Consider the following 18105-nt stretch of genomic DNA (forward strand, 5'->3'; position numbering starts at 1 on the left):
TCCTGCGAGGAACGGAGAACGGGGCCGTACCGGTCGCCGTCGACCGCGCTACTCGTCCGTGACGCCGGGGTTGGTCACGGCACCGTTGGCCGCCGACCCGAAGTCACGGCCGTACTTCGCCAGCACCCCGGTGGTGTACTGCGGCTCCGGCAGGTCGTGGTCCGCGAGGCGCTGTTCGATTTCCGCGTCGGAGAGGTCCACGGACAGTTCGAGGTCGTCGATGTCGATGGTGATCGTATCGCCGTCCTCGAGCGCGGCGATGGGGCCGCCGACCGCCGCTTCGGGGGCGACGTGGCCGATGGAGAACCCGCGAGTCGCGCCCGAGAAGCGGCCGTCGGTGAACAAGGCGACGTCCTCCGCGTGACCCTGGCCCGCCACGGCGGAGGTGACGCCGAGCATCTCGCGCATGCCGGGGCCGCCGCGTGGCCCCTCGTTGCGGATGCCGATGACGTCGCCGGATTCGACGTTGCCCTCCTGGACGTACGCCATCGCGTCTTCTTCCTGCTCGAAGATCCGGACCGGCCCCTCGTGGTGGAGGTGGTCTTCGCCGGTGATCTTGATGACCGCGCCGTCGGGCGCGAGGTTGCCGGTGAGGATGCGGATGGCACCGCGTTCGTGGATCGGATCGTCGACGGTATGCAGGAAGTCGGCGTCGAGATCCGAAATCGCGGGCGGATCGACCCGTTCGATGGCCTCGGCCATCGTCTCGCCGGTAACGGTCAGCGCGTCGCCAGAGAGTAGGCCGGCCTCGAGCAGTTCGCGCAGGACGACCGGCACGCCGCCGACCTCGTGGAGGTCGTTCATCACGCGCTCGCCGCCGGGCTGGAGATTGGCGATCTTCGGCGTGCGGGCGCTGATCTCGTTGAACGTCTCGATGTCCAGATCGACACCGGCTTCGGCGGCCATCGCCAGCAGGTGGAGGACGGCGTTGGTCGAGCCGCCGACGGCGACCTGCAGGGCGATGGCGTTCTCGAACGCCGCTTCGCTGAGGAAGTCGGAGGGTTTCCGCCCCGCTTCGACGGCTTCGACGGCGATCTCGCCGGCCTCGCGGGCGACCTCGTAGCGCGAGTCGGCCTCCGCGGGCGGGCTGGCGCTGCCCAGCGGCGCGAAGCCGATCGCCTCGGAGATCGACGCCATCGTGTTGGCGGTAAACATGCCGCCACAGGACCCCGCGCCGGGGCAGGCGTTGCGCTCCATCTCGTCGAGTTCGTCCGGGCTCATCTCGCCGTCGGCGACGGCACCGACGCCTTCGAAGAGGTTCTGGACGGTGACTTCCCGACCCTCGTGCTCGCCGGGCATGATCGATCCGCCGTAGAGGAAGACCGACGGAAGGTCCGTCCGGATCGAGGCCATCATCATCCCCGGCATGTTCTTGTCACAGCCGCCGATGGTGACCAGCCCGTCCATGCGCTCGCCGAAGGAGACGAGTTCGACGGAGTCGGCGATGAGCTCCCGGGAGATCAGCGAGGCCTTCATGCCTTCCGTTCCCATCGAAATGGCGTCGGAGATGGTGATCGTCCCGAACTCGATCGGCATGCCGCCGGTCTCGTCGACCCCCTCGAGCGCGGCGTCGGCGACGTCGTCGAGGTGGACGTTACACGGCGTGATGTCGGCCGCCGGATTCGGAACGCCGATCATCGGCGACCCGAAGTCGTCGTCGTCGAACCCCATCGCACGGAACATCGCTCGATGGGGTGCCTTGTCCGGCCCCTCCGTCACTTCGCGGCTCCGCAACTGCTCGTCTTTCCCGTAGTCGAACTCGTCGTCGCTACTCATGGGTTGAGCTTGATTCCCACAGGTATAAGTTACCCTTTCTCGGCCAACCGTTCGGTCGCGAGCGGTTCTGCCTAACCGGTTCGGGACGGCCCTGGGGAATACCGTCCGGACGGCCCGGACTCGGAGCCGAACCGTCGGCCGGTCGGGTGTGAATCGCTGCCGGTACCACGACGGGCAGCACCGACGCTCTCGGACGGACGGCGATCCGGACCGAGCACAGCCGCAGTCGATCGTTCGCCATCGTCGAGTCGAATCAGCCCGCGGTTTCGGCAGTCCCAGTCGTTGCCACCGTCGAAACCCCCTTCCCGGGAGCCTCCGTAGGCGGCGTATCGTGACGACCGCGACCGTTAGTACGGGGGCACGGCTCCACGTCGGCTTCCAGAACCTCTCGCTCGCTCGCGAGCGACTCTACGGCGGGATCGGGATCGGGCTCGCGGAGCCGCGGGTCACCGTCACTGCCGAGCCCGCCGCCTCGGTCGCCGCCGCCGATCCGCTGATCCGGGACTACGCGAACCGCGCCGTCGACGTGCTCGCGGTCTCCGGTGTCACGATCACGCTCGAGGAGTCCCTACCCCGCCACGTCGGCCTCGGAAGCGGGACCCAGCTCGCGCTCGCCGTGCTGACGGCGACGGCGCGAGCGCACGGCCTTGAGCCGCGGAGCCGTGACCGCGCGCCGGCGATGGGACGGGGCGGTCGCAGCGGCGTCGGGGTCGCGACGTTCGCGGCCGGCGGCTTCGTCGTCGACGCCGGCCATCCGACCACCCGGTTTACCACCGAGCCGCCGGCGGCGGGCGACTGGACGGTGCCACCCGTCGTCGCCCGCCACGACCTGCCGCCCGAGTGGCGGTTTCTGGTCGTCGTCCCCGACGCTGAGCCCGGCCGCAACGGCAACGACGAGGACGCGAGCATGCGCGCCGTCGTCGAACGCGCCGACCCCGCCATCGCGGACGAGATCGCCGGCGTCGTCACCCGCAAACTGCTGCCGGCGGCCGCCGCGGGCCGCCTCGAGCGCTTCGGCGAGGCCATCGCGGAAATCGGCCGCAAAAACGGTGCCTGGTACGCCGACGCCCAGGGGGGCGTCTTCCGGCCGCCTGCGGGCGAACTCGTCGCATCGCTCGAGGACTGTCCGGTCCTCTCGGGCGTCGGCCAGTCGTCGTGGGGGCCAGTCGTCTACGGCGTGACCGACGCCGCCCACGCCGAGGAGGCCGCGGCCGCGGCTCAGGACGCGCTTACGGACCGCGGGCTCGAGGGGGAAGTCGTCCTCGCTGCGCCGGCGGGGACCGGGGCTCGGATCCGGACGACCGGCGACCGCCAGTAGAAACAGGGTGGAGGCGGAGCGTAGCGCACGGCGTCGGGAGAGGGCGGTCGACTGGAGTCTTTTTGCGTGCCGAGTCCGTACGTGACCGATATGCAATTCTGCGACGACTGCGGTTCGATGATGAAAGCGCGGGGCGATCGCATGGTCTGTACGAACGACGACTGCGGGGCCGCGAGCGAGCGGGACCGCGAACGAGAAGACGCGTTCGTCACGACGGAATCACAGACCGACGGTGACGTAATCGAGTCCAGCGAGGAGGCGAACTTCGAGGGCAAACCGAAGGCGACGGACGTCGTCTGTGACGAGTGCGGTGCCGAAGAAGCGTGGTACACGCTCAAACAGACCGCCTCGGCCGACGAGCCACCGACGAGGTTTTTCAAATGCACCGACTGCAAGAATAAGTGGCGAGAATACAATTAAACGGCCTTGTTGAAACCTGCTATCGGTGATCGGTCTCAACAGTGCTGCTGGAAACACAGCGCTTATACAGCGGGTCAGTCGAGTCCGTTAGCGGCTTCGACCGCTGTCAGCACGTCGGTGGCAACATGTTGACCACAACTCCCAATCTGATTGCAGTAGTAACAGGTGATATGCGGACTCCCGAGGACACACTCACCCAACTGTATGAAGACGTCTGGAACGGCTCAAACCCGAACACTGCGAACGAATTAGTCCATGAAGAGTACCAGATCCACGACCGCGAATTGGCAGCCGAAATGCAGGGGCCTGCCTTGTACAGGGCACTGGCAAGCGGAACACGAGACATCTTTCCGGACATGACGGTCACGATAGACGACCTGATGGCTGCTGACGAGAAGGTGGCACTTCGATGGACGATGACAGGCACTCACGAGGGCGGGCCTCTGTTCGGTGTCGAGCCAACAGGACAGGAGGTCGAACTCACGGCCATCGAAATCAATCGCTTCGAGGACGGGAAACTCATCGAGACGTGGACGCAAAGCGACCAACTCGGCCTCATGCAACAGTTGGGTGGCGAGTTGGAGGACAGCTGACCACAGCAACTAAATCCATGCCCCAGGCGACACTGAAAATCAAGTCCAACGAAGCACTCGTTTCCCTATCAGAGAGCCATCCTGAAACCGAGTTCAGCGTGCTGGGTGCATGGCCGACTGATGACAAACTCAGGGTGCTCGTTGAAACGTATACTATTGCGTTACCCTCGCTTGAAGAGACGCTTTCAGCGATCCCCTCACTCACCGATGTCGAAATCAGACATTCCACAGACGAGACAACCCTCTTCGAGGTAAGTACGCCAACGCCCCCGCCGCACGGAGCAATGGCGAATTCGGGAATCGTCCCCTCGTTTCCGCTCCATCTGGAAAACGGGTGGTTTGTCGGCGAACTCACAGCGTCGCGAGAGCAACTCTCGGCGTTTCGTGACGAACTGGAAGCTGGAGAGATAGAGTACCAACTCGTCCAGATTTCTTGTATGGACGGAACAGGTGATGTACTTACTGCCAGGCAACTGGAAGTCGTCGAGTTGGCAGTCGAACATGGGTATTACGACTCACCACGCCGGTGTACGTTGAGCGATCTCGCCAACCGGCTGGACGTAAACAAATCCGTCGTCAGCCGAATCCTCCAGCGGGCGGAAAGACACATCATCACCGCATACTGTTCCTCGTGCTGAGTGTCTCCTCTATATCCAGCAGGCCAGTCCTCTCAGCAGTAGGGACATCCGCTCTCTTCAGGCGAAATAGCGAGGTTTCGTTCCACGTTGTGAACGACGCACTTGATGACGAGTTCGCGGAACTGCTTCAACCACCGGGTGACCGCACGAAGGCACCGAATTTCCGTTTGATTGCCGCATTGACTGTCTCGTTCAGGTTGCGGCGATGGTAAAGGTCGCCGTCCAGCCGTGCATGCCATGCTTTGTGAAGTGAGGTGAACTCACGATGCTTGATGAGTGGTCGGATATCGTGGTCTCGGGCGAGCTGCCGGGGTTTTGATCGTCGTGGCTCTTGTACCGGTCAAGACCGCGATGGACTGTGCGTTCCGTTTCACTACCTGTGGCGCGATCTGCGTATCGTGCTTCCGCGTTGTCGTCACGTGAATATCGAGCACGGCGTTAGTCCTGGTCCGTAATACCCAGCAACCGTTCACGCAGGGTCCGCTTGCGAGCCGTCTGAGCGAGTAACACCGAACACTCGACATCGTCGAGGACATCCAAGACCGGCGATCCGCGGACCAATCGGGACAACAGCCCGCGTTCGGTCGCCCCGATCACGACGAGGGTTGCATCCGTGGCTGCATCGCCGATGGCGGTCTCGACGTCTCGGTCGTCGACAACCAGATCTGCGTCAGTGAGCCCGTTTTCGGCGGCCCACTCTTCGAGGAACTGTTCGCCCTCGTCAGTGGTCTCATCATCCGAAAGAGCGTGTAGGACCGTCACGTCGGAGTCGAACTCGTTGCGAAGCAACTGGGTCACCTCTGCACCGAGCACCGAGTCGGGGCCGCCAGCAGTTGGCACGAGGATATGCGAGGGGTCGAACCCGCGCTCTCTCAGGACCAGGCAGTCACAGGGGAGATCATGGGTCAGTTCATCGAGACGCGATTCGGCACGGCCATGAGAGGCGGGCCCCCAGCCCATGACGACCTGGTCAGCGTCGAAGGTACGGGCGGCGTCGAAGACCTCCTCGAACGACCGGTGTGAAAGCACTGTCTGCGTCTCAATGGGAACATTAAATGTCTCGGCGTCGGTACGTGCCTGCTCGAGTAATTTCTTTGATTCGGCGTTGATCCGGTCGTTCTGTTCGGCACGTTCAAGCGGCGTCTGGTCGGGAACCTGCACGATGTGGACTGCATGCACTGTGCCGCCACGTTGCTTTGCGATGGCACCGCCGAGTGTGATGAGTTCTTTTTCGGTTCGGGGGTTTGCCAACGGAACCATTACGCGGAAATCGCCCCCGTCCGGAACACTGGCAGTCGGTCGGATCGAGTCAGCCGCCGCCACTGCAGCATCGGGCATCTTCTCGGAGCGGTCGAGGATCCAGCCGGCGAAGACGCCGTCGTTCTCGACGCGCTGGCGCGCGTACAGCAGGTACCACACGCCTGCAAAGACGACGAGTCCCGCCGAGAGCAGAATGACGCGTGGTTCGATGTACGCGATCAGTGCGAACGACGAAATCGTCCCGAGAATGGGAACGACGGGGTAGAACGGAACCTCGAAGTCGGGATCATAATCGGCGGGGTCGGCCTCTCGCATGACGATCAGCGCGATATTCAACAGGCCGTAGACGATCAGATGCAGCACCGAGCCGGCTGTCGACAGGAACTCGAGGTCGCCAAAGAGGAGGAAGGCGATAATAAGCGAGCCGGTGATCAGGATCGACTTGTACGGCGTCCCGAACCGTGGGTGGATCTCGTTGACTGACGGCGAGATAATCTTCTCGCGTCCCATCGCGAAGTTGATCCGCGAGGAAGAGAGGATCGATGCGTTTGCGCTCGAGGCGGTCGCAAGAAGGCCGCCGAGCAACAGCAACCCCCAGCCGACCGTCCCCAAACCGAAGCCGAAGACGCTGTACTGGCCGAAGAGCAGTTGAGCAGCCGTAACGACGGCCGCGTCATTGTTCGCCACCAGGTCGTTCGGCACCGCCGCAAGCAAGACAACGAGAAACAGGGCATAGACGACGGTGACGATGACGACCGACCCGATAACCGCCAGCGGGAGGTTTCGGCCCGGGTTCTTGATTTCTTCGGCGACCGATGTGATCTGGACGAAGCCGAGGTAGGAGACGAAAACGATGGCAGTGACCGGGAGTACCTGTTCGGCCGTCCCCGGCGGCGCAAACGGTCGCAACGACTCGAGATCACCGTTCAGGAGGCCGACAACGGTGAAGACGCCGAGGATGGCGAGTAGCGTGAGGACGATCCCGATCTGGAGGCCGCCGGTCTCTTTGGCACCGATGTAGTTGATGGTGATAAACAGCGCTGCCCCGATGAGCCCGATCATCTTAACCGCCGATACCGTCACCGGGCCGAGCGCGAGCGCCGAAGCGCCGACGAGTTCGTTGACGTACTTGCCGAAGCCGTACATGTAGAACGCGGACGCAAACGCCAATCCAAGCCAGTTAGCCCAGCCGCTTATCGATCCGAAAAGCGGTCCGAGCGCACGGTTAATATAAAAGTAGGCACCGCCGGACTTGGGCATCGCCGTCCCCAGTTCTGAGGCCGAGAGTGCCGTGAACAGTGCGGTGACGCCGCCAATGACGAACGTCAGTGCTGCGAGCGGGCCCGCTCGAGCGACGGCGGTACCCGGCAGCACGAAGATTCCCGCCCCGATCATCGTGCCGATGCCGATCGCGATCGCCGAGAGGAGTCCGAGGTCCTTTGCGAGTTCCTCGTCGGCGCTCATACGGGATCACCACCGGATAGTATCTGCTCGTGCACTGATATCGGCGGTCGGTTCGATATCAGCCTTCCCGGTGGATCGGACGTTCGATTGCGGACGTTCATTGAATCGAAGTTCACAAGGAGATGGTGATAAACCCTAGGATTGCGTTATTGAATCCGTAGTTTCATACCCAGACAGTGACATTCAGTAGAAATCATCTTCAAAAGAGAACGTTCGATCATCCGTCCGGGAGTGTTGATACTGCTGAGTGGTCGCTGTGAAGTCCAACGGGAGCTCGTAACGCATAGCGTTTTTCGTGTGTCCGTGACCGAACGCATCATCCTCACTGGATCTCTTGACCGACTTGAGCGAGGTTCGTGGAGTGAGTGGCACTTCGCTTTCGAGTACTGTCGCTATTCTTGAACTGTTCGATGTTGAACGGGCGTATTGCGCCGTTCACAAGTGGGTTCACACAGCCGAGCTACAGCCTGCGGATGGACGGCATCCGGCTCACAGTGGGGTCGACGAGACCGTGATCCACCTCGATGATGGGCGATCTTGGCTGTACGCCGCAGTCGACCTGCGACGAGCGATAGTTGTATGGTAGCATTGAACAAGGAATAAGCGGACGGCGTGCGTACCAATCATATGGACGCGATTGAACGGCCGACGTTTGCGTCCGAAGCCAGCAGGCGTATATACGAATACGTCGAACGGCACGGAACCGTCGAACGACACAAACTGCCAGAGATCATGTCCCTCCCGGACGAGGAGTTCCGAGCCTGCCTTGCGGAACTGAAATCGGACGGCTACCTCGAAGATGCGGACGGAACCCTTCGGATCGCCCTCGAGTTCGGTGCCGTCGAGAAACACGAACTCGACGAGTTCACCGTGACCGTTCGGCCCGCTCGACAGGCGGATTTCGACGGTCTCGTCGATACCATTCGGGATGTCACGGCCGAGGAGACGTACGTCGTCGCCGAGACGATCGCCGAACAGTTGTTGTACGAAAACGCCGTTACCAGACACAACACGGTGCGGTCGCGGCGATTCTTCGTTGCAACCGTCGACGGCGATGTCGTCGGCTGGACCCACCTCGATCTCCAGCAGGTCGATCCGGTCCGGGAGGTCGCCCAACAGACCGTCGGGGTCCGCGAGGCCTATCGGGGCCACGGGATCGGGAGCACACTCCTGCAGCGAGGGATCGAGTGGGCCGAAGCGAACGGGTATCGGAAGGTCTACAACAGTATTCCCGTCGTCAACGAGACCGCCCTCGAGTTCCTGACCGTCCACGGCTGGGACACCGAGGCGATCCGCAGGGACCACTACACGATCGACGGCGAGTACGTCGACGAGGTGATGATGGCGTACGAGTTGTAGCCGCCGGCGGATGAGCCGCGTCGCCCCGACTCGGGGCACAACGTTCACGTCCGTTCGGACGAATCGGTCGGTAGACGAATGTCCGACGGGCCCCGACTCCCGGGCGTCGAGGGCGAGGACGACGAGGATCGCATCGTCTGCCACGTCGACGCCGATTGCTTCTACGCCGCCTGCGAGCGACTGCGCGAACCCGAACTCCGCGGCGAGCCCCTCGTCGTCGGGATGGGTTACGAGGCAGGGGAGACAAACGGTGCAGTCGCCACCGCCAGCTACGAGGCCCGGGAGTTCGGCATCGAGAGCGCGCAGGCGATTTCGACGGCCCTCGAGCGACTGCCCAGACGCGCGGCCTTCGATCCCGGCGAGATCGCCGCTCCCGACCGCGAGGGCGGGGCACAACGCGCTTCGGACGACTCGAGCGGGTCACCGCGAGAGCGCGAGGACACTGGCTACTACCGGCCCGTCGATATGGACTACTACGAGTCGGTCGCGGCCGACGTCCGGGAGATCCTTCACGACTGCGCCGACGTCGTCCGTGAGGTGAGCATCGACGAGGCCTACCTCGACGTGACCGAGCGGACCGCCTGGGAGGTCGCGGACGGCTTCGCCCGTCACGTCAAGGACCGCATCCGACGGGAGGTCGGCGTCACCGTCAGCGTCGGCGTCGCACCGACGATGAGCACGGCCAAGATCGCCAGCGACTTCGACAAGCCCGACGGGCTCACCGTCGTCGAGCCCGGCGACGTCCGGGCGTTTCTCGCGCCGCTCGCCGTCGATCTGCTTCACGGCGTCGGCCCCGTGACCGCCCGCGAACTTCGCGAGATGGGCCTCGAGACGGCGGGCGACGTGGCCAGCGCCGATCCGGAGCCGCTGGTCGACCGCTTCGGCGAACGCGGCCGGGAACTCTACGACCGCGCCCGCGGCGAGGACGACCGCCGCGTCGAACCGAAAGGCGACCCCAAGAGCTTCTCCCGCGAGTCGGCGTTCGCCGATCCCGTCGAAGCGCCGACCCCGAAGTACGAACTGATCGAGACGCTCGCGGCGGCCGTCGCCGACCGCGCTCGACGGGAGGGGGCGCTGTACCGAACCATTGGCGTCAAAGCCGTCACGCCGCCCTACGATGTCAACACGCGCGAGCGGTCGCTGCCGGGCCCGATCGACGACCCGGCTCTCGTCGATCGCATCGCGCGGGACCTGTTCGCCGAGTTCGAGGACGCACCCGTCCGCAAGCTCGGCGTCCGGGTCGCCAACCTCGAGTTCGCGACCGCCGATCAGGCGAGCCTCGAGAGTTGGGAGCGGGACGCGGACGGTGCCGGAACCGAGTCCGACGCGGTCTCCGCCGACGACGGCTCGGCGGCGGAGACGGCCCCAGATTCCGATCGCGGGAATCGGCCGGCCGGGCAATCGTCGCTCGCGGATTTCCGGTGAGCGATGTCCGGTTGTCGTCGGCCGACCGGTCGCCGCCCTCGAGCCGCGGGACGGGTTCCCGAATCGGAAAGAACGCTGAAATTATAACCCCACCCCGACAATCAATGCAGCAGACCACAGTACCCGTCTGATTACATGACAGAGGACTTTTACGATCTTCTCGAGATCCCGCCCGACGCCTCCCAGGACGAGATCAAAGACGCCTATCGCGATCAGGTTCGCGTCTACCATCCGGATCTGAACGACGACGATCGCGCGCAGGCGCAGTTTACTGCGGTACAAACGGCCTACGATATCCTCGGCGATCCGGTCGAACGGCAGGCCTACGACCGACTCGGCCACGAAGACTACGTCGCGAAGCGAACCAGCGGCCTCCCCTCCCCCGACGTCTGGAAGAGCGACGACGACTCGAGCGGCACGGACCTGAGCGATTCGCAATCGGACACGGCCTCCGCATCGGCAACGGCCGGATCGGCCGCGTCCGGAGCGAGGTCCAGCGGTCGATCGTCGGCGACGAACGGCTCGAGCGGTGCCGGGAGCGCGGCCGGTTCCGGAACCGGAGCCAGATCCGGGGGTGCCGGCGCGGGGGCGAGTCGTCGAGCCCACGAGCCGAACGCTGGGACGGCCGGCGACACCGGGCGGTCCAGCCGGTCCGCGACTGGCTCGGGAGCGGAGACCGACGCCGGCGTCGGGAACCCGCTCGCGCGCTGGTGGCGGCGACAGAACTTCTCGCTGCCGCTCCTCTGGCTTTCCGTCCTCGTTTACGCGGCCGGCCTCGGCCACTTCGCTCTCAAGAACGCGGCTGCTCTCGGCTCGCTCTGGACCGAACTGCTCGCGACCGGCCCCGATCCGACCGGGATCGGCACTGTGCTGACGGAGAGTCGTCACGGACTCGAGACGACGGTCGCATTCGTTCGAGGCGTCGAGTTCGTGACGCCGCCGCTCGAGCAACCGCTGTGGGACGGCGCGCTGGCGGGTCTGGTCGCGCTCACGCTCCTTGCGCTGCTCGCCGTCCGGGCCGGCCGTCGGGAGACTACCTGGGGGCCGCTGACGATCGACGAGACGATCGTCGTCGCCCTCGCCGTCACGGTGACAGCGACGCTCGTCGGCGGCCCGCTGCTGGCCGGTGCGGTACTCATGCCGCTGCTGTTCGGCGTCGTCGTCCGCCATACCAGACGCGGACGGGGCTGGACGCCGTCGTATCTCTACGTGCTCCCCGTCTTCGCGCCGCTCGCCGGCTTCGGTGCCGTCACGGCCGGCTATACGTCGCTGCCGGTCGATCTGGTCGCGTTCGTGGGCCTCCCGCTGATCGGCGGCCTGTGGCTCCCGCTGCGGGTGACGATCATGAAACGGTTCGGTTGGTGACCCCGAACCGCTTCGTTCGAGGGTGCTCGGGTCCGTGTTCCGAGTCGACGCCCCGCGGACACACGCGGTACCGAACAGTTGAAATGCAACAGATGCCAAACGCTCGCATGGCCAAATACTCGACCGGTTCGTCCGGTAGCGGCGGCGGGACGAACTGCGAACTCTGCGGTGCCGAGAGCGAGTCGCTGACGCTCGCATCGGTCGCGGGAGCCGAGCTCGAGGTCTGTCCGGACTGTGCGCCACACGACGATTCCGAGGCACGCGGCGAGGACCGCTCTCGGGATCGCAGCGACCACGCTTCGCGTGCCGACGACGAACCGAGCCGCAAGCAGAAGGCGGCCCAGAACGTCGCGAAAGCGAACCCGGTCTGGGACGGCGACTCCGAACACTGGGAAAGCGAGGGGACCAACTACGACGACGACCCGCTGCCGTATCTCGTCTCGGACTACGGCGAGGCGCTCGTCGAGGCACGCCGGGACGCGGGCCTCCAGCGCGAGGAACTCGCCGACGAACTCGGCGCACCGGCGAAAGACGTCCTCGCGATCGAACAGGGACGCGCGACGCAGGCCGGAGTCGGCGGCGGCCTGATCGAAGCCCTCGAGGACCGACTGGACGTGACCCTCGCGGAGTAAACGATCGCGCTCCGTCGGTGCCGGACTCGGCGAGCAGACTGTTATTCACTACCAACAGAGGCAACCCAATGACCGGCCAACGGGCGGCGGAGCCGTACGCGACGCGATTCGAGACCGAAGTGACGGCGGTCGACGGGCGACGGGTCCGACTCGAGCGCAGTCACTTCTACGGTGCGAGCGGTGGCCAGCCGGCGGATCGGGGGTATCACGGTCGCGGACGTCCGACTCGTCACGATCGAGGGCGAGAACGACCGGCGAAGCGGGTCCCGTCTCGCCGGTGCGAGCGGCGCGACGACCCGTGTGGGACGTGGCGGCCTGTGGTGGCACTCACGTCCGAAATACCCGCGAGATCGGCCCCGTTACGGTACTCGGCAGTTCAACCCCCGCCGAGGACGTGACCCGGATCGAACTCGCCGTCGGCCCGCAGGCGATTGCGCGACGAACGGTGGAGAAACGGGCCGCGTTCGCCGCGGCGGCGGCGCTGGATGTCGCTCTCGAGGACGTTGCTGCCGAACTCGAGCGGCCGTAACGGCGACCGCAGTCGGTGGAACTCGCTTGGGAGAGCGACGAGCGCGTCGCAAGCAGTGAATTCATTACTCTCGATCTCCGTGTGGCAGGCAACCGGGACCGGTCCGGTGAAGGTATAAACTATTACTATCTTCGGAGTGAAATTCTACCCATGGGAGTCGATTACTCACAGTTGCACGACCCGAACGCCGAGTATACGATGCGGGACCTCTCGGCGGAGACGATGGGCGTTACCCGAGAGCGCGGCGGCAACCGGGACGTCGAGATCACCGATATCCAGACGACGATGGTCGACGGCAACTTCCCGTGGACGCTCGTGCGGATCTACACCGACGCGGGACCCGTCGGCACCGGCGAAGCCTACTGGGGTGCCGGCGTCCCGGAACTGATCGAGCGAATGACGCCGTTCCTCGTCGGCGAGAACCCGCTGGACATCGACCGACTGACCGAGCACCTCGTCCAGAAAATGTCCGGCGAGGGCTCGATCGGCGGCGTCACCGTCACCGCAATTTCGGGTATCGAGGTCGCCTTACACGACCTGGCCGGCAAGATCCTTGAAGTACCGGCCTATCAGCTCCTGGGCGGCAAGTACCGCGACGAGATGCGGGTGTACTGTGACTGCCACACCGAGGAGGAAGCCGATCCCGAGGCCTGCGCCGACGAGGCGGAACGCGTGGTCGAAGACCTGGGCTACGACGCCCTGAAGTTCGACCTCGACGTGCCGAGCGGTCACGAGAAGGACCGCGCGAACCGACACCTCCGCGAGCCCGAGATCGAACACAAGGCCGAGATCGTCGAGCAAGTCACCGAGCGCGTCGGTGACCGTGCGGACGTCGCCTTCGACTGCCACTGGACGTTCTCCGGCGGCAGCGCGACGCGTCTCGCGAAGCGACTCGAGGAGTACGACGTCTGGTGGCTCGAGGACCCCGTGCCGCCGGAGAACCACGACGTGCAGCGCGAAGTCACGCAGTCGACATCGACGCCGATCACCGTCGGCGAGAACGTCTACCGGAAACACGGCCAGCGCCGCCTGCTCGAGGAGCAGGCGGTCGACATGATCGCGCCGGACATGCCCAAGGTCGGCGGGATGCGCGAGACACGTAAGATCGCCGATCTGGCGGACATGTACTACATCCCGGTCGCGATGCACAACGTCGCCTCGCCGGTCGCGACGGTCGCCAGCGCCCACGTCGGCGCGGCGATTTCGAATTCGCTGGCCGTGGAATACCACTCCTACGAACTCGACTGGTGGGCGGACCTCGTCGAGGAGGACGTCATCGAGGGCGGCTACATCGAGATCCCCGAAGAGCCCGGATTAGGCGTCACGCTCGATATGGATGCCGTCGAGGAGCACATGGTCGACGGCGAGACGTTGTTCGACGAAGCGTGAGCCGCGTCGGGCCCACTCCCGGCCCAGGAGCGAACGCCATCGGCGGGCGTTTACTTCGGCTATGAGTAAATCTCTTGTCGACGGGACGCGCATGTCTTGGCACGATGGAACGTCTCACTGGAATGCGGCCGGCGATCGAGCGCCGGACGGCGGTCACCATGCGAGGGGTAGACGAATGACCGAGCGCGAAGCAGTCAGGGACCGAATCGTCGATGGCGGCGTCATCGCGGTCCTCCGCGGTATCGACGAGGAACGAATCGTTCCGGTCGCCCGCGCGATCCACGACGCCGGGGTCGATGTGCTCGAGATCACGGCCGACGGGACGCGTGCCGCCGAGCGGATCGCGGCCGTCGACCGGGAACTCGCGGATACCGACGCGGTCGTCGGCGCGGGGACCGTCCTCGACGCGGCGACCGCACAGTCCGTGATCGACGCGGGCGCGTCGTTCGTCGTCTCGCCACACATCGAACCGGCGGTGGTGCGGACGTGTAACCGACACGGCGTCCTCGTCGCGCCTGGTGTCATGACGCCGACGGAGGCCGTGACTGCGATGGAGGCCGGCGCGGACCTCCTCAAGCTGTTCCCCGCATCGACGGTCGGGCCGGGTCACATCGGCGCACTCTCGGGGCCGCTGGGTGACGTCGACATCGTTCCGACGGGCGGCGTCTCGCGGGACAACGTCGCTGACTTCTTCGACGCCGGCGCAGCGGCCGTCGGTGCTGGCGGGGCCATCATCGACGACGCAGCCGTCGATGACGGCGACATGGATCGCGTTCGAGAGACCGCGGCGTCGTTCGTCGACGCGGTCGAGGCGGCACGAAGCGAGTAATCGAACGCCGACGCGGAGGACCCGTTCATCTCCCGCGAGTCCGCGAGACGATCGACTGCTGGTGCTGGCGGCCGTTTTATACTCCTCGTTGGGGTGGAGACGGGCGTGATGCCAGAGCCAGCTCAGTGTACTCGCAGACGGATACTCGGCGCGGTCGGAGCGACCGGAGCCGTGGCGGCGGTCGGTCTCGGCGGCACCGGGGCCGGCACCGCTCAGAACGAAACCGCCGACTCGAACGTCACGGTGAGCGACGGGAACGATGTCGACAGCCCATACAGGGACACGTATCGCAACACCATCGACTCCGTCGTCCTCGTCACCGTCTCCGGGATGAGCAGCGCTCCAGGCGGCGGTGGCGGCGGACTCGGTTCCGGATTCGTCATCGACGACCAGCATCTCGTGACGAACAACCACGTCGTCGCGAGTGCCAGCGACGACGGGATCGAAGTCCAGTTCAGCAACGAGGAGTGGCGCGCCGCGTCGATCGTCGGCACCGATGTCTACAGCGATCTCGCCGTCCTCCGCGTCGAGGAGATGCCCGACATCGCTACCGGGCTCTCGTTTCTGGCGTCCAAACCCGTCATCGGACAGGAAGTGCTCGCAATCGGCAATCCGCTCGGACTCGACGCATCGGTTACACAGGGGATCGTCAGCGGCATCGACAGATCGCTCCCCAGCCCCACCGGCTTCTCGATTCCGGCCGCGATCCAGACCGACGCACCGATCAATCCCGGCAACAGCGGCGGTCCGCTGGTGAGCCTCGAGGGCGAAGTACTTGGCGTCGTCTTCGCCGGGGCCGGCCAGACGATCGGCTTCGCGATCGCCGCGGTGCTGGCGAACCGGGTCGTTCCTGCGCTCATCGAGGACGGCACGTACGAGCACCCGTACATGGGGATCGGAGTCCAACCGGTCGGCCCGGCGATCGCCGATGAGATCGGACTCGAGGACGCCACCGGCGTCCTAGTCATGGAGGTCGTGCCGAACTCGCCCGCGGACGGCGTCCTCGAGTCGGGCAGTACCGGTCGGCCGGGCAGCGGCGACGTGATCGTCGCCATCGACGGCACGGAGATACCGACGCAGGAGCAGCTCTCGTCGTATCTCGCCCTCGAGACCGCGCCGGGTGACACGATCGAACTCGAGGTCGTCCGCGACGGCGACCGACAATCGGTCGAGTTGACGCTCGCCGAGCGGCCGGCGGCGGAACTGCCACGGACGCCGATTCCGGGCCGCCCGGGCGGACGGCCGCCGCTGGAGCCGTGACGGGGCACGGCGAGGCACCGCCGCGACCGAGTCCCGGTCTATCGGTACTGGACCTGAACACGGAGTCGTCCCGTGTACCGGCGGCGTCCACACGCTGCCGTAATCGGTCGCGTAACGGCCGTGGTCACTGCACGGACACGAAAGACAGATAAAAGACGCCGCGCTGTGAATAGACATATATGGACGTTCCGTACGACCTCAACTCGTACGTTCGAGTGCTGAAAATGGCGACGACACCCTCCACTGAGGAGTTCCTCCAGGTATCGAAAATCGCCGGGGCCGGTATCCTGCTAGTCGGTCTTATGGGATTCCTCATCGGCGCGATCATGCTGCTCCTGCCCGGTGGTGGCGTCTAATGGGTATCTTCGCTGTCAAAACGACGGCGAGCCAGGAGCGGACCGTCGCGGACATGATCATCAACCGCGAGGAGTCGGAGATCCACGCCGCGCTCGCGCCCGACTCGCTGACCTCCTACGTCATGGTCGAGGCCGAAGGCGATGCAGTCCTCAACCGCGTCCTCGAGGACATTCCGCACGCACGGAGTATCGTTCCCGGCGAGTCGGACATCTCTGAGGTCGAACACTTCCTCTCGCCGAAGCCGGATGTCGAAGGGATCGCCGAGGGCGACATCGTCGAACTCATCGCCGGTCCGTTCAAGGGTGAGAAAGCGCAGGTCCAACGGATCGACGAGGGCAAAGACCAGGTGACGGTCGAACTGTACGAGGCGACGGTTCCGATTCCCGTGACGGTGCGGGGCGACCAGATTCGCGTGCTCGATTCCGACGAACGGTAGTTCGTCAGCCACCGACCCGATCCGTTCCATCGCGGATCGGCCCCGACGACTCAGCGGGTGTCTCTTCTCGACTCGGTCGTCGCACCCATCGCGCCGTCGTCAGCGCGTTTCGCAGCACTCTCGAGTCCCCACTGACCGAGCGTCCACTGTAGCCGTTTGCATATGGACGCCAATATAGCAGAACACAGACAAAAATTATTTTCTCCGATAGCGAAACATAGTTCGTTCGCAGCAGCTATGCGAACGGGATCCAATGCCAGCAAACGAACACACGGATTCGACCGCAGCGAACAGTGATTCGACGGCTCGCGTCTCGAGACGGCGGCTTCTCGGGTCGGCGGCGACGATCGTCGCGAGCGCCGGCCTGAGCGTCGCGTCGGGATCGGTCGCCGCCGATACCGACGGGATCGCGGAACTCGACTTTCGGGACGGCGTCCCCGACGTCACCGACGCGCCCCAGGACGTAGCCGAGGTCGTGTTCAAGATCCACGGGTATACGAGTTCGTCGGCCAGCGTCGAGCGGGCCGCGACGTTTCGGGAGACGGCGAGAGCAGTCGGCTACGACGAACCCGTCACAGCGGTCACCTGGGACGACAGCGGGCTGCCGACGTCGGCGATGCAAAGCGCCAGGGACACTGGAGAGCTGTTCGCGACGTGGCTTGGGGACTACACCGACGCGAACCCGTCGACGACGATCCGTATTCTCGGGCACTCGATGGGTGGCATCCTCCAGTTGGAAACGCTTGCGGCCATCGACGGGGCGTTCACGGTCGCGACGGCGGACAGCATCGGATCGTTCGAGGCGTCCGACGCGCCCTGCGAAGACGGCCCCCTCGCCGATGCCGTCCGGGCGTCGGCCGGCGCGGTTCACAATTACTACTCGACGAACGACGGCATCGCCAGGCTGGGGAGCGGCCCGGCGGACTGCGAGGGCGGCGCTACGCCGGCCAATTACCACGATATCGACGTGAGCGATTCGGTCTCCGAGCACTCAGCCTACCGCAAAGAGACCGGCTGCGTGTCAGCGATCGTCGACAACTACTGAGGCGGCGGTC

At 65.0% G+C, this 18105-nt stretch carries 17 protein-coding genes and 1 pseudogene; 15 read left to right on the plus strand and 3 right to left on the minus strand.

Annotated elements, in window-relative coordinates:
- Nucleotides 1–48: 48 nt before the first annotated feature.
- Nucleotides 49–1776 (minus strand): dihydroxy-acid dehydratase, encoded by a 1728-nt coding sequence (ilvD, locus tag C486_RS03260; RefSeq protein ID WP_008453017.1) that lies wholly within the window; start codon nucleotides 1774–1776, stop codon nucleotides 49–51.
- Nucleotides 1777–2107: 331 nt separating this feature from the next.
- Between ilvD and C486_RS03265 the strand changes: the two genes are divergently transcribed.
- From C486_RS03265 to C486_RS19965, 4 genes are all read left to right on the plus strand, one after another.
- Nucleotides 2108–3094, plus strand: a complete 987-nt coding sequence (locus tag C486_RS03265) for a beta-ribofuranosylaminobenzene 5'-phosphate synthase family protein (RefSeq protein ID WP_008453018.1) — start codon at nucleotides 2108–2110, stop codon at nucleotides 3092–3094.
- A gap of 90 nt (nucleotides 3095–3184) precedes the next feature.
- The gene (locus tag C486_RS03270) at nucleotides 3185–3514 is read left to right on the plus strand and encodes a transcription factor S (protein WP_008453020.1); all 330 of its coding nucleotides are present in this window, start codon (nucleotides 3185–3187) and stop codon (nucleotides 3512–3514) included.
- 170 nt (nucleotides 3515–3684) lie between these two features.
- Entirely contained in the window at nucleotides 3685–4107 is a 423-nt protein-coding gene (locus tag C486_RS03275) for an ester cyclase (RefSeq protein WP_049910103.1), read from the plus strand.
- A 17-nt stretch (nucleotides 4108–4124) separates the two neighbouring features.
- A complete protein-coding gene (locus C486_RS19965) occupies nucleotides 4125–4745 on the plus strand; it encodes a helix-turn-helix domain-containing protein (RefSeq protein WP_008453024.1) in 621 nt (206 codons plus the stop codon).
- Between the two features lie 32 nt (nucleotides 4746–4777).
- Here the strand turns inward: C486_RS19965 and C486_RS22150 are convergent.
- Together C486_RS22150 and C486_RS03285 are read right to left on the minus strand one after the other, a co-directional pair.
- Nucleotides 4778–5191 (minus strand): annotated as a pseudogene (locus tag C486_RS22150) (transposase); the annotation flags it as partial.
- Entirely contained in the window at nucleotides 5184–7469 is a 2286-nt protein-coding gene (locus C486_RS03285) for an amino acid permease (protein WP_008453026.1), read from the minus strand. The gene C486_RS03285 and the pseudogene C486_RS22150, both read right to left, overlap by 8 nt.
- A 627-nt stretch (nucleotides 7470–8096) precedes the next feature.
- Between C486_RS03285 and C486_RS03290 the strand changes: the two genes are divergently transcribed.
- The 11 genes from C486_RS03290 to C486_RS03340 all read left to right on the plus strand — a co-directional run bounded on the left by C486_RS03290 (nucleotide 8097) and on the right by C486_RS03340 (nucleotide 18095).
- On the plus strand, nucleotides 8097–8828 hold the full coding sequence (locus C486_RS03290; RefSeq protein WP_008453028.1) for a GNAT family N-acetyltransferase: 732 nt from the start codon (nucleotides 8097–8099) through the stop codon (nucleotides 8826–8828).
- Between the two features lie 78 nt (nucleotides 8829–8906).
- Entirely contained in the window at nucleotides 8907–10253 is a 1347-nt protein-coding gene (locus tag C486_RS03295) for a DNA polymerase Y family protein (protein WP_008453030.1), read from the plus strand.
- Between the two features lie 135 nt (nucleotides 10254–10388).
- The gene (locus C486_RS03300) at nucleotides 10389–11618 is read left to right on the plus strand and encodes a J domain-containing protein (RefSeq protein ID WP_008453032.1); all 1230 of its coding nucleotides are present in this window, start codon (nucleotides 10389–10391) and stop codon (nucleotides 11616–11618) included.
- Between the two features lie 107 nt (nucleotides 11619–11725).
- On the plus strand, nucleotides 11726–12250 hold the full coding sequence (locus C486_RS03305) for a helix-turn-helix domain-containing protein (RefSeq protein WP_008453034.1): 525 nt from the start codon (nucleotides 11726–11728) through the stop codon (nucleotides 12248–12250).
- 298 nt (nucleotides 12251–12548) lie between these two features.
- Nucleotides 12549–12779 carry a hypothetical protein gene (locus tag C486_RS22160; RefSeq protein ID WP_008453036.1) on the plus strand — a complete coding sequence of 77 codons (231 nt, stop codon included), beginning with the start codon at nucleotides 12549–12551 and terminating at the stop codon, nucleotides 12777–12779.
- A 150-nt stretch (nucleotides 12780–12929) separates the two neighbouring features.
- Entirely contained in the window at nucleotides 12930–14168 is a 1239-nt protein-coding gene (locus C486_RS03315; protein WP_008453038.1) for a mandelate racemase/muconate lactonizing enzyme family protein, read from the plus strand.
- Nucleotides 14169–14343: 175 nt separating this feature from the next.
- Entirely contained in the window at nucleotides 14344–14997 is a 654-nt protein-coding gene (locus tag C486_RS03320; RefSeq protein ID WP_008453040.1) for a bifunctional 4-hydroxy-2-oxoglutarate aldolase/2-dehydro-3-deoxy-phosphogluconate aldolase, read from the plus strand.
- Nucleotides 14998–15168: 171 nt separating this feature from the next.
- Nucleotides 15169–16257 (plus strand): S1C family serine protease, encoded by a 1089-nt coding sequence (locus tag C486_RS03325; RefSeq protein WP_008453042.1) that lies wholly within the window; start codon nucleotides 15169–15171, stop codon nucleotides 16255–16257.
- A 179-nt stretch (nucleotides 16258–16436) separates the two neighbouring features.
- On the plus strand, nucleotides 16437–16613 hold the full coding sequence (locus tag C486_RS03330) for a protein translocase SEC61 complex subunit gamma (protein ID WP_008453044.1): 177 nt from the start codon (nucleotides 16437–16439) through the stop codon (nucleotides 16611–16613).
- The gene (locus tag C486_RS03335) at nucleotides 16613–17050 is read left to right on the plus strand and encodes a transcription elongation factor Spt5 (protein ID WP_006184564.1); all 438 of its coding nucleotides are present in this window, start codon (nucleotides 16613–16615) and stop codon (nucleotides 17048–17050) included. The genes C486_RS03330 and C486_RS03335 overlap by 1 nt, the downstream gene beginning before the upstream one ends.
- Before the next feature lie 253 nt (nucleotides 17051–17303).
- Nucleotides 17304–18095 carry an alpha/beta hydrolase gene (locus C486_RS03340; RefSeq protein WP_008453046.1) on the plus strand — a complete coding sequence of 264 codons (792 nt, stop codon included), beginning with the start codon at nucleotides 17304–17306 and terminating at the stop codon, nucleotides 18093–18095.
- Nucleotides 18096–18105: the final 10 nt, after the last annotated feature.

It is taken from the genome of Natrinema gari JCM 14663 (assembly GCF_000337175.1).
Taxonomy (GTDB): domain Archaea; phylum Halobacteriota; class Halobacteria; order Halobacteriales; family Natrialbaceae; genus Natrinema; species Natrinema gari.